The following is a 15,078-nucleotide window of genomic DNA, read 5'->3' as shown; positions in this document are numbered from 1 at the left end:
AAATGCGGTGTAAGTGGCTGCAAAGGCCTCATTTTGCCTCGATGGCCGCCTGAAGATGCATCGCTCCGGCGGGTGCGTTGACCTTGCCTTCGGTGATGAAGTAGGCGAATACATCTCTGGGTTGTTTTGACGGAGCGCGCGCCGGATCCGCCATGGGCAGGCCCCGGAGCTGTTCGCCGCGCGCGAGCGCTTCGATCCGCGCTTTCCACTCCGCCATCCGGGAGTGGTCGTAGCACAGCGGCTCCGCATCCGAACCGGTCTGCAGCCGCAGATAGGTAAAGTCAGCGGTGACATCGGCAAGCATGGGATATTCCGCATGGTCTGCGATGACGAGGCCAACCCCGTGCTTGTCCAGGAGGGCCGCGAATTCGGGCGTAAGGAAGCTGTCGTGGCGCACTTCCACCGCATGCCGCAGGGGAACGCCCTCCTGCTTGGCCGGCAGGAGTTTGAGGAACGCCTCGAAATCCACGGGATCGAACTTCTTCGTCGCCATGAACTGCCAGAGGATCGGCCCCAGGTGATCGCCGAGCTCCGCCACGCCGGAATCGAGGAAGCGGGCAATGGATTCGCCGGCCTCACCGAGCACCTTCTTGTTGGTGGCGTATCGGCTCGCCTTCAGCGTGAAGACGAAACCATCCGGCACCTCCGACGCCCATTTCGCGAAGGTCTCGCGCTTCTGGGTGCTGTAGTAGGTGCCGTTCACCTCGATGGTCCTGAGCTTGCTGCTGGCATAGGAAAGCTCGTCCCTGGCCTTCAGCTTCTCAGGATAAAAATGTCCCTGCCAGGGCTCGAAGGTCCATCCGCCGATGCCCACGCGTACCGTTCCGGTCCGGGTCATGTCGCTCCTCCCGAGCGGTTTGAATATCTACTCCGCCGCGGCGCGCCGATGGGGCCGCCGTTCCAGCAGGTCCTTGAGGAACTTGCCGGTATAGGAGCGCGGCTCCTCGACGATCTTTTCCGGCGGGCCGCAAGCCACGAGCTCGCCGCCGCCATCGCCACCTTCCGGCCCGATATCGAGCACCCAGTCCGCGGTCTTGATAACCTCGAGATTGTGCTCGATGACCACGACGGAGTTACCCTGATTGACCAGCTCATGCAGCATTTCCAGAAGCTTGGCGACATCGTGGAAGTGCAGGCCGGTCGTTGGCTCGTCGAGGATATAGAGCGTGCGACCGGTGGAGCGCTTCGACAATTCCTTGGCTAGCTTGACGCGCTGCGCCTCGCCACCCGAAAGCGTATTGGCCTGCTGGCCGACCTTGATGTAACCGAGGCCGACGTCGGCCAGCGCCTGAAGCTTGTCGCGCACGGCGGGAACGGCGGCGAAGAACTCGACACCCTCTTCCACAGTCATATCGAGCACGTCGGCAATCGACTTGCCCTTGAACTGCACGTCCAGCGTCTCGCGATTATAGCGCTTGCCATGGCAGACGTCGCAGGTGACATAGACATCCGGCAGGAAGTGCATTTCGATCTTGATCACCCCATCGCCCTGGCAGGCCTCGCAGCGGCCACCCTTGACGTTGAAGGAGAAGCGGCCGGGCTGATAGCCGCGCGCCTTGGCCTCCGGCAGGCCGGCGAACCAGTCGCGGATCGGCGTGAAGGCACCGGTGTAAGTGGCCGGATTGGAGCGCGGCGTGCGCCCGATGGGGGACTGGTCGATGTCGATGACCTTGTCGATATGCTCGAAGCCGTCGATGCGGTCATGCTCCGCCGGGTTTTCACGCGCGCCCATCACGCGCCGCGCCGCCGCCTTGTAAAGCGTTTCGATGAGGAAGGTCGACTTGCCGCCACCCGACACGCCCGTGACGGCGGTGAAGAGACCAAGCGGAATGGAGGCAGTCACGTTTTTCAGGTTGTTTCCACGCGCACCGACGACCTTGATTTCCTTGCCCTTCTTCGGCTTGCGGCGTTCCGCAGGCACGGCAACGCCGAGCTCGCCCGACAGGTACTTGCCGGTGAGGGACTTCGGGTTGGCCATGATCTCGTCGGGCGTGCCGGCGGCAACGATCTGGCCACCGTGAATGCCCGCCGCCGGTCCGATATCGACCACGTGATCGGCTGTCAGGATGGCGTCCTCGTCATGCTCCACCACGATGACCGTGTTTCCGATATCGCGCAGGTGCTTGAGTGTCTCGAGAAGGCGGGCATTGTCGCGCTGGTGCAGGCCGATGGACGGCTCGTCGAGCACGTAGAGCACACCTGTCAAACCGGAACCGATCTGCGAGGCCAGGCGGATGCGCTGGCTTTCGCCGCCGGACAGCGTGCCGGAATTGCGCGAGAGGCTGAGATAGTCGAGACCCACATCGTTCAGGAAGCGCAGACGGTCGCGAATTTCCTTGAAGATGCGCACGGCGATCTCGTTCTGCTTCGCCGTCATCCGTCCCGGCAGCTCCTCGAACCAGTCGCGCGCGGCGCGGATCGACATGTTCGTCACCTCGCCGATGTGCAGGCCCTGGATCTTCACCGCCAGCGCCTCCGGCTTGAGGCGGAAGCCGTTGCAGGCCGGGCAGGGGGCCGCCGACATGTATTTCTCGATTTCCTCGCGCGACCAGGCGCTATCCGTTTCCTTCCAGCGCCGCTCGAGGTTGGGAATGATGCCTTCGAAATTCTTGGTGGTCTTGTAGCTGCGGGCACCATCCGCATACTGGAACTCGATCAGCCGGTCGGTGCCGTTCAGGATGACATCCTGGGCGTCGGGAGAAAGATCGCTCCAGCGGCTTCCGAGCTTGAAGCCGTAGACCTTGCCGAGCGCTTCCAGCGTCTGGTTGTAGTAGGGCGAGGTGGACTTCGCCCAGGGCGCGATCGCACCGTCACGCAGCGTCCGGTGCGCCTCCGGAACGATGAGGGCCGGATCGATCTTCTGTTGCGAGCCCAGGCCGTCGCAGGTCGGGCAGGCGCCGGCGGGATTGTTGAAGGAGAAAAGCCGCGGCTCGATCTCGGGAATCGTGAAACCGGAAACCGGGCAGGCGAACTTTTCCGAAAACAGGATCCGCTCGTGCGTCTCGTTGAGCGACTTGTTGGCCGAGCCACCAGCGGATGTCTCTTCCGCAGGAAGGGGCTTGTCGGCGAATTCCGCCACCGCGAGGCCGTCGGCGAGCTTCAGGCTGGTCTCGAGGCTGTCCGCGAGCCGCGCGGCAATATCCTTGCGCACCACCACACGGTCGACCACCACGTCGATGTCGTGCTTGTACTTCTTGTCGAGGGTCGGGGCTTCCGCAATCTCGTAGAACTGTCCGTCCACCTTCACGCGCTGGAAGCCCTTCTTCATCAGCTCTGCGAGTTCCTTCTTGTACTCGCCCTTGCGGCCGCGCACCATCGGCGCGAGGATATAGAGACGCGTGCCTTCCTCGAGATCGAGGATGCGATCCACCATCTGGCTCACCGTCTGGCTTTCGATGGGGAGGCCGGTTGCGGGCGAATAGGGCACGCCGGTGCGGGCAAAGAGCAGGCGAAGGTAGTCATAGATTTCGGTGACGGTACCGACGGTCGAGCGCGGATTGCGCGACGTCGTCTTCTGCTCGATCGAGATCGCCGGAGACAGACCCTCGATCTGGTCGACGTCCGGCTTCTGCATCATTTCGAGGAACTGGCGCGCATAGGCCGAGAGGCTCTCGACATAGCGCCGCTGCCCTTCGGCATAGATGGTATCGAAGGCAAGCGAGGATTTGCCCGAGCCCGAAAGGCCGGTCATCACGATCAGCGAATTGCGGGGCAGATCGAGATCGATGCCCTTCAGATTGTGTTCGCGCGCGCCGCGTATGGAAATCGTCTTCAGTTCGCTCATCGTTTTGCTCGGGCCGTCGGCTCTTATGGATTAGGAAGCCTCTATGTAGTGATCGCGCTCGCGCTGTCGAGCCGGAAAGCGATCCACGGGGCATGAAATCGATTCGGTTGACTCGAGTTTACCGAAACACTAGAACAAAAAAAGAACAAAAAACCTGTGCGTTTTCGGGAGGGGAGGGCGACCTTTGCTCCCGGCATGCGTTAAGGTGCTGGCAAATTCACGACGACCCGTCACGAGGACGGGTGACAGGATCGACTGCCTTCTTGGCAGCAGGGATGGAAAGCATGGCTGGCAGCGTAAACAAGGTGATTTTGGTGGGCAATCTCGGGGCTGACCCGGAAATCCGCCGCACGCAGGATGGCCGTCCGATCGCGAACCTGCGCATCGCGACCTCCGAGACCTGGCGCGACCGCAATTCGGGCGAGCGCCGCGAGAAAACCGAATGGCACAATGTGGTGATCTTCAACGAAGGTCTCTGCAAGGTGGCCGAGCAGTACCTGAAGAAGGGCTCCACGGTCTATGTCGAAGGCCAGTTGCAGACCCGCAAGTGGCAGGACCAGAGCGGGCAGGACCGTTACACCACCGAAGTGGTTCTGCAGGGCTTCAATTCGACCCTGACCATGCTGGGCGGCCGCGGCGATGGCGGCGGCCAGGGCGGCGGGCGCGGCATGTCCCAGGGCGGTGACTTCGGCGGTGGCGGCAATTTCGGCGGCGGCTATGACGATTACGGCTCCGGCGGCGGTTCTTCCTCCCGCGGCGGCGGTGGCGGCGCAAGCCGTGGCGGCTCCCAGGGCGGCGGCTTCTCCAGCGACCTCGACGACGATATTCCGTTCTGATCGAACACCGGAACCCGCCTGACCAGGCGGGTTTTTCGTTTCAGGGAGACACTTGATGCTCGCGCTCAGGCCGAACTGCGAATGTTGTGACCGGGATCTGCCGCCCGAAAGCGACGAAGCGCTCATCTGCACCTTCGAATGCACCTGGTGCCTCGACTGCGCCGAGGGCGTGCTGGGGATGCGCTGCCCGAATTGCGGTGGAAATCTCGTCTCGCGGCCGATCAGGCCGGCGCACCTGCTCGAAAAGTACCCCGCGTCGGAAAAGCGCGTGCTGTCATCGCTGAGCGCCTGCAAGGAGGTGCGTGCCAGACGGCGGACGGCTTGAGGGTCGGGGACGCTCCGCTGCGGTCAGAGCAGCTTGAATGCCGACTTGATGCCGTCGACGACGAACTGAACCGATAGCGCGGCCAGGATCACGCCCAAAAGCCGCGTCATGATGGCCCGCCCGGTCACCCCGAGCAGCTTGTCGAAGCGGTCTGCAATCAGCATGACGAGGAACAGGAGACCGATCGAGAAGCCGATGACGCCGAGAAGCTCCACCCGCTCCAGCGTACCGGGCATGGCACCGGCAATCAGGATGGTGGCGGAGATCGCGCCCGGTCCCGCAATCAGCGGCAGGGCAAGGGGGAACACGGCGACGTGGTGGATGTGATCCTTGGTGATTGCCACTTCAGAGGTTTTCTCTTTGCGCTCCTGGCGCTTCTCGAAGATCATTTCGAACGCAATCCAGAAAAGCAGCATGCCCCCGGCAATGCGGAAGGCACCGATGGAGATGCCGAGCGTGCCGAGCACCTTCGAACCGAACAGCGCAAAGACCGCCAGGATGCCGAAGGCGATGAGACAGCCGCGAACCGCCACCTGCTTGCGCTGCTCGCGGTTCATCCCCGCCGTCAGTCCGAGGAAGAGGGGCGCCATGCCGGGCGGATCGAGCGTCACGATGAGCGTCGTAAAGGCACTGATCAGCGCTTCCATGGGCGTCTTTTCTCCTGCAGGACGGATAGCTCTCGGAACCGGAATCGCACCGGTCTGAAGAAGGACTATAGGAGCAAACCTTTCCGATTGCACGACCGGTGCCGAAGGGAGCTGCAGGAGCCGTTATACCGCACTTGCGCCGCCGCAGGGAGCGTTTTCGACGGCTGCCTTCGAAATGGCTCACTTCCTGTGTAAAACCCTGCGCTAACGGCCTGAAACGCCCCAGAAATTGGCGCTTCCGGGCGCTTTCCGCTATAAAAATCTGACTGATTCTCAACAGAGCACGTGATCCGAATTGACTGATCTATCCACACCAGGCGGCGGGAAGCTCCCCCCAGGCATCGAACCCATTTCCATCATGGAGGAAATGCAGCGGTCGTATCTCGATTACGCCATGAGCGTGATCGTGAGCCGTGCGCTGCCCGACGTGCGCGACGGCCTGAAGCCCGTGCACCGGCGCATCCTCTACGGCATGTCGGAACTGGGCATCGACTGGAACAAGAAATACGTCAAATGCGCCCGCGTCACCGGGGACGTGATGGGTAAATACCACCCGCACGGCAACCTCGCGATCTATGACGCGCTGGCCCGCATGGCGCAGGACTGGTCGCTCCGGCTTCCGCTCATCGACGGCCAGGGCAATTTCGGCTCCATCGACGGCGACCCGCCGGCAGCCGAACGCTACACCGAATGCCGCCTGCAGAAGGCCGCCCATTCGCTGCTCGACGATCTCGACAAGGAAACCGTCGATTTCCGCGACAACTATGACGGCACCCTGCAGGAGCCGGTCGTCGTTCCCGCCAAGTTCCCGAACCTGCTGGTCAATGGCGCGGGCGGCATCGCCGTCGGCATGGCGACGAATATTCCGCCGCACAATCTCGCCGAGGTTATCGACGGGTGCATCGCGCTGATCGACGATCCGGCCATCGACCTGCCGGAGATGATGAAGATCATCCCGGGCCCCGACTTCCCGACCGGCGCGCTGGTGCTCGGCCGGGCCGGCATCAAGTCGGCCTACGAGACGGGCAGGGGCTCCGTGATCATGCGCGGCCGTGCCCGCATCGAGCCGATGCGCGGCGACCGCGAGCAGATCATCATCACCGAGGTACCCTACCAGGTGAACAAGGCGACGATGATCGAGAAGATGGCCGAACTGGTGCGCGAGAAGCGCATCGAGGGCATTTCCGATCTGCGCGACGAATCCGACCGTGAAGGCTATCGCGTCGTCATCGAGCTGAAGCGCGATGCGAATGCGGAGGTCATCCTCAATCAGCTTTACCGCTACACCCCGCTGCAGACCTCCTTCGGCTGCAACATGGTGGCACTGAACGGCGGCAAGCCGGAGCAGCTTTCGCTGCTGGACATGCTGCGCGCCTTCGTCGCCTTCCGCGAGGAAGTGGTGAGCCGCCGCACCAAGTACCTGCTGCGCAAGGTGCGCGAGCGGGCGCATGTGTTGGTCGGTCTGGCAATTGCCGTCGCGAATATCGACGAGATCATCCGCCTCATCCGCCACGCGCCCGATCCGCAGACGGCGCGCGAGCAGCTGATGGAGCGCCGCTGGCCGGCGGCCGACGTGGAATCTCTGATCCTTCTGATCGACGATCCGCGCCATCGCATCAACGAAGACGGCACCTACAACCTCTCCGAGGAACAGGCCCGTGCCATCCTCGAACTGCGCCTTGCCCGCCTGACGGCTCTCGGCCGCGACGAAATCGGCGACGAGCTCGCCAAGATCGGCGGAGAGATCAAGGATTACCTCGACATCCTCTCCTCGCGCCTGCGCATCCAGACCATCGTCAAGGACGAGCTGGCCGCGATCCGCGACGAGTTCGGTACGCCCCGCCGCACGGAAATCGTCGATGGCGGCCCCGACATGGACGACGAGGACCTGATTGCCCGCGAGGACATGGTCGTCACCGTTTCGCATCTCGGCTATATCAAGCGCGTGCCGCTGACCACCTATCGCGCCCAGCGCCGCGGCGGCAAGGGCCGCTCCGGCATGGCGACGCGCGACGAGGATTTCGTCACCCGGCTCTTCGTGGCGAATACCCATACGCCCGTGCTGTTCTTCTCCTCCCGTGGCATCGTCTACAAGGAGAAGGTCTGGCGCCTGCCGATCGGCACGCCGCAGTCCAAGGGCAAGGCGCTCATCAACATGCTTCCGCTCGAGCAGGGCGAACGCATCACGACGATCATGCCGCTGCCCGAGGACGAAACGACGTGGGATAATCTCGACGTCATGTTCTCCACCACACGCGGAACGGTGCGCCGCAACAAGCTCTCCGATTTCGTGCAGGTGAACCGCAACGGCAAGATTGCCATGAAGCTGGAGGATGACGGCGACGAAATCCTCTCGGTCGAAACCTGCACCGATCGGGACGACGTGCTGCTGACCACCGCGCTCGGCCAGGCGATCCGCTTCCCCGTGGACGACGTGCGCGTCTTTGCGGGCCGCAACTCCATCGGGGTGCGCGGCATTTCGCTGGCAGAGGGCGACCGTCTGATCTCCATGACGATCATCAGCCATGTGGATGCTGAAGCCTGGGAGCGGGCCGCCTATCTGAAACGCTCCGCTGCCGAGCGGCGCGCGAGTGGCGTCGACGAGGAGGATATCGCCCTGGTCGGCGAGGAAGTCACCGAGGGTGGAGACCTGACCGACGAACGTTACCAGGAGCTCAAGGCGCGGGAGCAGTTCGTGCTGACCGTCTCCGAGAAGGGTTACGGCAAGCGGTCTTCGTCCTACGATTTCCGCATCTCGGGCCGTGGCGGCAAGGGCATCCGCGCCACCGACACCTCGAAGACGACGGAAATCGGCGAACTGGTCGCGGCCTTCCCCGTCGAGGAGAAAGACCAGCTCATGCTCGTGTCCGATGGCGGGCAGCTCATCCGCGTGCCGGTCGACGGAATCCGTATTGCAAGCCGCGCCACCAAGGGCGTGACGATCTTCTCCACCGCACAGGACGAGAAGGTGGTTTCCGTCGAGCGCATCAGCGAGCCGGAAGGCGATGACGATCCGGTTGCCGATGCCGAAGTGGTGGAAGCGGCCGTGGACGCACCTGCTGAGGAAGGCGAGGGCGAGGGCGCCTGAGGCGCCCCTGCTTCTTGCCATGAAGCGCAATGAAAAAGCCGGAGGCTTGGAAGAGCCTCCGGCTTCTTGTTTTGAAACTCTGCCTTTTCGGCGCGGCTGCGACGACTAGGGCTTCAGTGCGGGCATCTGTTCGCCTTCATGCTGTTCGCGGCGCATCTCCGAAAAGGCGGAGACCATGCTTCCGAAGAACATCAGGCCAATGAGGGCGGCGAGCATTATCAGACTCATTACCATCTCTCTTATCCCTCCTAATCCGGAGACCATCGGGACCCGGCGGCCTAGAGCATGGGACGCCTTTATGAATGGGCGGTTACGACTCGAGACGTGGTGTGGTGGATCGCAGCCGGGTCGCTGTCTGCCAGCGTCAGCATGGCGGCGAACATCGCGCCCATCAGGGTCATCCAGCACACGCTGATCATCGTAATCTTGTCGGGCATCTGGTTGAACCTCCAATATAATTTCCGGATGTTTGGTATCTGGAGTCTAAACGGGAACGCGGCAAATCCGGTGAAGGGTCCTTGGCAATGCGTTAAGCACGATGGCAAACATTTCCAGGCCTCCTTCTCCCGTGCTCTGCCGGGAGGAGCCGCCGTTGGTCCGGGCGGCCTGTCGAACAACCGCCGAACCCCCTTTTCGGTTCCATGACCATCTTTTAACCATCCGTCGCCTGAAACCATCTTGAATGGGCCATTCATCTGGCGTTCATCTTGCCCGCTTCGCTCGGACGGGGCCGAGGCTTGCGGTTGAGGCCCATCCGTGACAAAAGGCATGCCTGACATTCGTATCGGACCGACCATGACGACCGCCTTCTACCCGGGCTCCTTCGACCCGCTGACCAATGGCCATATGGACGTGCTGCTTCAGGCGCTGAACATCGCCGACAGGGTGGTCGTGGCGATCGGGATTCATCCGGGCAAGGTTCCGCTCTTTACCTTCGAAGAGCGTGCAGCGCTGATCGAGGCGTCGCTGGCGAGCGCGCTTCCCGAGGCCAGCGGGCGAGTTTCCGTGGTTTCCTTCAGCAATCTCGTGGTGGATGCCGCGCGGGCCAACGGTGCGCGCATCCTTATCCGCGGCCTGCGTGATGGCACGGATCTCGATTACGAGATGCAGATGGCGGGGATGAACAGCCGCATGGCACCCGACGTGCAGACGGTGTTTCTGCCGGCCGGCACGGTCTCGCGGCCCATAACGGCCACATTGGTGCGCCAGATAGCGGCCATGGGCGGGGACGTCAGCCCCTTCGTTCCGAAGGACGTGCTGGCAGCGCTTTCCGCCAGGATGCAGAAACGATAAAGCCATCAGCGATCTGAACAGAACGGAGAATTCATGAAGATCTTCAAACTGGCCTTTGCCGGACTTCTGGTCGCCGCCTCCCTCACGGGCGTGGCGCGCGCAGCCGACATGCTGACCATTCAGCTGAAGGACGGTCCCGTCGTGATCGAGCTGGCCAACGACGTGGCGCCGAAGCACGTGGAACGCATCAAGGAGCTCGCCTCCAAGGGCGCCTACGACAACGTCGTCTTTCACCGCGTGATCGAGGGCTTCATGGCCCAGACGGGCGACGTGAAATACGGCAATGCGGACAAGGGTTACGATCCCTCGCTCGCCGGGACGGGCGGTTCCGACCTGCCGGACCTTCCTGCCGAATTCTCCGACAAGCCGTTCGAACGCGGCACCGTCGGCATGGCGCGTGCAGCCGACCCGAACTCTGCAAACTCGCAGTTCTTCATCATGTTCGCTCCGGGCGATTTCCTGAACGGCCAGTACACGGTCGTCGGCAAGGTGGTGTCCGGCATGGAAGCGGTCGACAAGATCAAGCGCGGCGAAGGTCAGAACGGCGAGGTGAGCGACCCGGACCGCATGATCAAGGTTACCGTCGGCGCGCAGTAAGGCGCCGGCACCTGCAACAGTCACGGGCGGCTGAGCGCCGCCCCGAGAATGATGGGGCCTGAGCGCCCCGGTAAAGGAGATGAGACATGGCCGAGATCAAGGATCCGGAAAACACGATCGTCATGGAAACCACCAAAGGCAAGGTGGTGATCCAGCTTCTTCCCGACGTGGCCCCCGGCCATGTGGCCCGCATCAAGGAACTGGCGCGCGAGAAGGCCTATGACGGCGTGGTGTTCCACCGCGTTATCGAGGACTTCATGGCCCAGACCGGCGACGTCCAGTACGGCAAGCAGGGGTCCGACAGCTTCAACCCGGCCCGCGCCGGCATGGGCGGCTCGGACAAGCCGGACCTGAAGGCGGAATTCTCCAACATGAGCCATGTGCGCGGCACCTGCTCCATGGCCCGCAGCCAGAACCCGAACTCCGCCAACTCGCAGTTCTTCATCTGCTTCACCGATGCACCCTGGCTGAACCGCCAGTACTCGGTCTGGGGCCAGGTGATCGAAGGCATGGAAAATGTCGACCAGATCAAGCGCGGCGAGCCGGTTAAGGATCCCGACGTGATCGTTTCCATGCGGGTTGCCGCCGATCTCTGATCGGACATTTTCAGGATACAGCCCGCCCGATGTCGCCAAGGCGCCGGGCGGGTTTCGCTTTGTAAGGGGGAAGGGCGCATCATGCGCGTAGACCTGTTCGATTTCGACCTGCCCGAGGGAAACATCGCGCTTCGGCCCGCCGAACCGCGCGACAGCGCGCGTCTGCTGGTGGTCAAGCCCGGCGAAGCGCCGGAGCTCTCCGACCGGATCGTCAGAGATCTAGCCGATTTCCTGAAGCCCGGCGATGCCATGGTGTTCAACGATACCAAGGTCATCCCCGCGCAACTCGAAGGTTTTCGTCTGCGCGAGGGGGCCGAGCGCACCGCAGTCTCATGCACGCTGCACATGCGGGTGGGTGCCAGCCGTTGGAAGGCCTTTGCCCGTCCCGGCAAGCGCATCAAGGCCGGGGACAGGATCGATTTCGGCAGCGGGGCGGGAGAAGCCTGCCTGCTCGGCACGCTGGTGGCCACGGTGGCTGAGAAAGGCGAGGCGGGCGAGATCGAGCTTGCCTTCGACCTGTCCGGCCCCGATCTCGACCAGGCCATCGCAACCGTCGGCCACATTCCGCTGCCACCCTATATCGCGGCCAAGCGGCACGAGGACGAGCGCGATCGTCAGGATTACCAGACCATCTACGCCCGGGAGGAGGGGGCCGTCGCCGCCCCGACCGCAGGCCTTCATTTCACGCCGGAACTCTTCGCAAAGCTCGACGCCGCGGGCATCGAGCGGCACTTCGTGACGCTGCATGTGGGAGCGGGTACATTCCTACCGGTCAAGGCCGACGATACAGCCGATCACAAGATGCATTCCGAGATAGGCCATGTCAGCACCGCAACCGCCGCCGCTCTGAATGCAGTGAAGGCGAGGGGCGGGCGGATCGTATCCGTCGGCACAACGTCGCTCAGGCTGCTCGAAAGCGCGGCCGCGGAGGATGGCACCGTCCGACCGTGGTCCGGCGCCACCGATATCTTCATCACGCCCGGCTATCGCTTTCGCGCGGTGGACGTGCTGATGACCAATTTCCATCTGCCGAAATCCACGCTCTTCATGCTGGTTTCCGCCTTTTCCGGGCTGGAAACCATGCGCAGCGCCTATGAACACGCCATTTCCACGGGCTACCGCTTCTACTCCTATGGCGATAGCAGCCTGCTTTTCCGGAACGACCGATGACCCCTGCCTATGACGATACGCTGCGCGATGCGCCAACCGAAACCTTCCAGTTCCATCTGAAGAAGACGGACGGAAAGGCGCGCCTTGGCACGATTACCATGCCCCGCGGCACGATCCGCACGCCTGCGTTCATGCCCGTCGGGACCGTCGGGACGGTCAAGGCCATGTATCTCGACCAGGTGAGGGATCTGGGTGCCGATATCATTCTCGGCAACACCTATCACCTGATGCTGAGACCTGGCCCGGAACGCGTTGCGCGCCTCGGTGGCCTGCACGAGCTCATCCGCTGGCCGCACCCGATTCTGACCGACAGTGGCGGCTTCCAGGTCATGTCGCTGTCCAGCCTGCGCAAGCTCGACGAGCGGGGCGTGACCTTCAAGAGCCATATCGATGGCCGGGAACATCACATGTCGCCCGAGCGCTCCATCGAGATCCAGGGGCTCCTCGACAGCGACATCCAGATGCAGCTCGACGAATGCGTGGCGCTGCCGGCAGAACCAAGGGAAATCCAGCGCGCGATGGAAATGTCGCTGCGCTGGGCAGAGCGCTGCAAGGTCGCTTTCGGCGACCAGCCGGGCAAGGCGATGTTCGGTATTGTCCAGGGCGGCGATATCGAGGCCCTGCGCGTGAAGAGCGCCGAGGGTCTCAAGGCACTCGATCTCAAGGGCTATGCGGTCGGCGGCCTTGCCGTGGGCGAGCCCCAGGAGGTGATGCTGCGCATGCTCGACGCCACGCTTCCCGTCCTGCCGACCGAGAAACCGCGCTACCTGATGGGGGTGGGAACGCCGGACGACATCCTGAAATCGGTGGCCTGTGGGATCGACATGTTCGATTGCGTCATGCCGACCCGATCAGGCCGCCACGGGCTGGCCTTCACACGGCGCGGCAAGGTGAACATCCGCAATGCCCGCCACGCCGAGGACAAGCGTCCGCTCGACGAGGAATCGAGCTGCCCCGCAAGCCGCGATTACTCGCGCGCCTATCTGCACCATCTGGTGCGCGCCAACGAAGCCCTCGGCGGCATGCTTCTGTCCTGGCACAATCTTGCCTACTATCAGGAACTGATGCAGGGCATCCGCAAGGCGATCGCAGAAGGCCGGTTCGCCGATTTCATGGCAGAAACCCAGGAAATGTGGGCCAAGGGCGATATCGATCCGGTCTAATATATGGGAAATTTCATAACCTTAGGGTAGGGGGCTCCCCTGCCCGTTCAACCCGTCATATGCCCTGGCTGGCGGTGTTCTTGAACATCTGGACGCCATTGATCTTGTATGTCCCGTCGGGCTGGCGCAGCATTTCATAGACCGCCGACCAGTCCATGCCATCCGGCCCCTGGATCAGCACTTCCTGAAAGACGGCCGCACCATCCTCGATCACGCGCGAGCGGCCGAAGGCGAAATTGCCGGGCCGATACACCGGCTGATAGCTCTTGCGCACCATGGCGAAGAACCGGTCCTTGTCAGGGAACAGCCCACGGATCGCAGGTGACGCGAAGCTGTAGGCGGTCTCCGCGTCGTCCGAAAGGAAGGCCTGGATCTGCCTGGCAATCACGCGCTGCGCGAGCACTGCGGGATCATCGGCCGCGAGAGCAGGACCGCGCTGAAATCCGACAACAAGAAAGCCGAGGACCAGGCAACGGATCAGGAAAGTCAGCATGGCGGAACTCCGTTCGAAGCGGACAATAACATTCACCTAGTGCGGATCGGCGAGGTCGGAAAGAGGTGCCCATGCATTTCCGTAAAGCCCGCCGAAACGCCCTGATGCTTCCGCGCGAGTTGGATAAGACAGATTATGGAACTATCTGGTTGATATCTGCCGGAGACCAGCTTAGCGAACCGGATTGCCCTTGTTCTTGCGCAGCCATGGATAAGCGCTGACGGTAATGACGCCGGCCAGCACGCACAAGGCGCCGACCACGAATTCGCCGGTCAGAGGCTCGTCCAGCAGAACTATGCCTGCCACGACACCCAGTATGGGCGTCAGGAAGGAAAAATACACCGAGCTGCCCGGCCTTGTATTTCGTCAGAAGCTGGAACCAGACAAGGTAGCTGATGAAGGAAACGACAAGCCCCTGAAAGGCAATGTTGGCGAACACTGCGGGACCGGGCGTGATTGTGCTTTCGCCCATCAGGACCGCCGCGGTCGTCATGCAGAGGAAGCCCGTTGCCAGCTGGTAGAACAGCGTGTGGGCACCGGGCACGCGGCTCAGCGCCGTTCCCCGAATGATCACCGTCGAGAGCCCCCAGCATGCGCCGCCAAGCAGCGCGAAGATATCGCCGACCAGCATCTGCGGCAGCTCCTGCCGGGCGTCGGCGCCATGTCCCAGAAAGGCTATCGCAATACCGGCGGAAGCAAGCGCGATGCCGGCCCACTGCATGGCAGCGAGCCGCTCGGACGGCAGGATCCACTGAAGGCCGAGCGCCGCGAAGATCGGCGCTGTATAGAGAAAAACCACCACATGGGATGCAGAGGTGAATTTGATGCTCTCGCCGACGAGCACGAATTCGACCGAAAAGACCAGTCCCGCCCCGATGCCCGCCACCAGCAGGTTCCGCGCGAGAGAGATACGCTCACGCCGAATGGCGATGAGGATCAGAACACAGCCCGCAGCAATACCGGAACGCAGTCCGATCTGAAGCACCGGAGGCGCATCGGCCGCAGTCATTTTCAATCCGACCTGCTGGACCGCCCAGATCGAGCAGCACAACAGCATCAGCAGAACCGCCTGTAGGTCCATGGGCC

At 62.7% G+C, this 15,078-nt stretch carries 15 protein-coding genes; 8 read left to right on the top strand and 7 right to left on the bottom strand.

Annotated elements, in window-relative coordinates; all coding sequences use genetic code 11:
* Positions 1 to 28 precede the first annotated feature (28 nt).
* Together GGR23_RS09780 and uvrA are read right to left on the bottom strand one after the other, a co-directional pair.
* Positions 29 to 838, bottom strand: a complete 810-nt coding sequence (locus tag GGR23_RS09780; RefSeq protein ID WP_183366091.1) for a DUF72 domain-containing protein — start codon at positions 836 to 838, stop codon at positions 29 to 31.
* A 27-nt stretch (positions 839 to 865) separates the two neighbouring features.
* Entirely contained in the window at positions 866 to 3,784 is a 2,919-nt protein-coding gene (gene uvrA / locus GGR23_RS09775; RefSeq protein ID WP_183366090.1) for an excinuclease ABC subunit UvrA, read from the bottom strand.
* 284 nt (positions 3,785 to 4,068) lie between these two features.
* Between uvrA and GGR23_RS09770 the strand changes: the two genes are divergently transcribed.
* The gene (locus GGR23_RS09770; protein ID WP_183366089.1) at positions 4,069 to 4,620 is read left to right on the top strand and encodes a single-stranded DNA-binding protein; all 552 of its coding nucleotides are present in this window, start codon (positions 4,069 to 4,071) and stop codon (positions 4,618 to 4,620) included.
* A gap of 55 nt (positions 4,621 to 4,675) precedes the next feature.
* Positions 4,676 to 4,945 (top strand): DUF1272 domain-containing protein, encoded by a 270-nt coding sequence (locus GGR23_RS09765; protein WP_183366088.1) that lies wholly within the window; start codon positions 4,676 to 4,678, stop codon positions 4,943 to 4,945.
* 23 nt (positions 4,946 to 4,968) lie between these two features.
* Here GGR23_RS09765 and GGR23_RS09760 read toward each other — a convergent pair whose 3' ends face one another.
* Positions 4,969 to 5,592: a MarC family protein gene (locus GGR23_RS09760; RefSeq protein ID WP_183366087.1), complete on the bottom strand. Its 624-nt coding sequence runs from the start codon at positions 5,590 to 5,592 to the stop codon at positions 4,969 to 4,971.
* Positions 5,593 to 5,887: 295 nt separating this feature from the next.
* On the opposite strand from GGR23_RS09760, the gene gyrA reads away from it, so the two are divergent.
* The gene (gene gyrA / locus GGR23_RS09755; RefSeq protein ID WP_183366086.1) at positions 5,888 to 8,680 is read left to right on the top strand and encodes a DNA gyrase subunit A; all 2,793 of its coding nucleotides are present in this window, start codon (positions 5,888 to 5,890) and stop codon (positions 8,678 to 8,680) included.
* Positions 8,681 to 8,785: 105 nt separating this feature from the next.
* Here gyrA and GGR23_RS23435 read toward each other — a convergent pair whose 3' ends face one another.
* Together GGR23_RS23435 and GGR23_RS09750 are read right to left on the bottom strand one after the other, a co-directional pair.
* Positions 8,786 to 8,908, bottom strand: a complete 123-nt coding sequence (locus GGR23_RS23435; protein WP_281375702.1) for a hypothetical protein — start codon at positions 8,906 to 8,908, stop codon at positions 8,786 to 8,788.
* Positions 8,909 to 8,976: 68 nt separating this feature from the next.
* Entirely contained in the window at positions 8,977 to 9,117 is a 141-nt protein-coding gene (locus tag GGR23_RS09750) for a hypothetical protein (RefSeq protein WP_183366084.1), read from the bottom strand.
* Between the two features lie 358 nt (positions 9,118 to 9,475).
* Here GGR23_RS09750 and coaD point away from each other — a divergent pair, with 358 nt between their 5' ends.
* From coaD to tgt, 5 genes are all read left to right on the top strand, one after another.
* Entirely contained in the window at positions 9,476 to 9,973 is a 498-nt protein-coding gene (gene coaD, locus GGR23_RS09745) for a pantetheine-phosphate adenylyltransferase (RefSeq protein ID WP_183366377.1), read from the top strand.
* A 33-nt stretch (positions 9,974 to 10,006) separates the two neighbouring features.
* Positions 10,007 to 10,570, top strand: a complete 564-nt coding sequence (locus GGR23_RS09740) for a peptidylprolyl isomerase (RefSeq protein ID WP_183366082.1) — start codon at positions 10,007 to 10,009, stop codon at positions 10,568 to 10,570.
* Between the two features lie 86 nt (positions 10,571 to 10,656).
* Positions 10,657 to 11,166 (top strand): peptidylprolyl isomerase, encoded by a 510-nt coding sequence (locus tag GGR23_RS09735; protein WP_183366080.1) that lies wholly within the window; start codon positions 10,657 to 10,659, stop codon positions 11,164 to 11,166.
* An 81-nt stretch (positions 11,167 to 11,247) separates the two neighbouring features.
* Positions 11,248 to 12,336, top strand: coding sequence for a tRNA preQ1(34) S-adenosylmethionine ribosyltransferase-isomerase QueA (gene queA, locus GGR23_RS09730; RefSeq protein ID WP_183366078.1), 1,089 nt, complete (start codon positions 11,248 to 11,250; stop codon positions 12,334 to 12,336).
* A complete protein-coding gene (tgt, locus tag GGR23_RS09725) occupies positions 12,333 to 13,499 on the top strand; it encodes a tRNA guanosine(34) transglycosylase Tgt (protein ID WP_183366076.1) in 1,167 nt (388 codons plus the stop codon). Before queA ends, tgt begins: the two co-directional genes overlap by 4 nt.
* A 55-nt stretch (positions 13,500 to 13,554) precedes the next feature.
* Here the strand turns inward: tgt and GGR23_RS09720 are convergent, their stop codons facing one another.
* Positions 13,555 to 13,992: a DUF4864 domain-containing protein gene (locus GGR23_RS09720; protein WP_183366074.1), complete on the bottom strand. Its 438-nt coding sequence runs from the start codon at positions 13,990 to 13,992 to the stop codon at positions 13,555 to 13,557.
* A 133-nt stretch (positions 13,993 to 14,125) separates the two neighbouring features.
* Positions 14,126 to 15,073, bottom strand: a complete 948-nt coding sequence (locus GGR23_RS09715; protein WP_210296921.1) for a DMT family transporter — start codon at positions 15,071 to 15,073, stop codon at positions 14,126 to 14,128.
* Positions 15,074 to 15,078 lie beyond the last annotated feature (5 nt).

Source organism: Gellertiella hungarica (assembly GCF_014197145.1).
Classification (GTDB): Bacteria; Pseudomonadota; Alphaproteobacteria; order Rhizobiales; family Rhizobiaceae; genus Gellertiella; species Gellertiella hungarica.
Note: the sequence above shows the minus strand (reverse complement) of the source record. Positions and strands in the feature narration are given on the sequence as shown.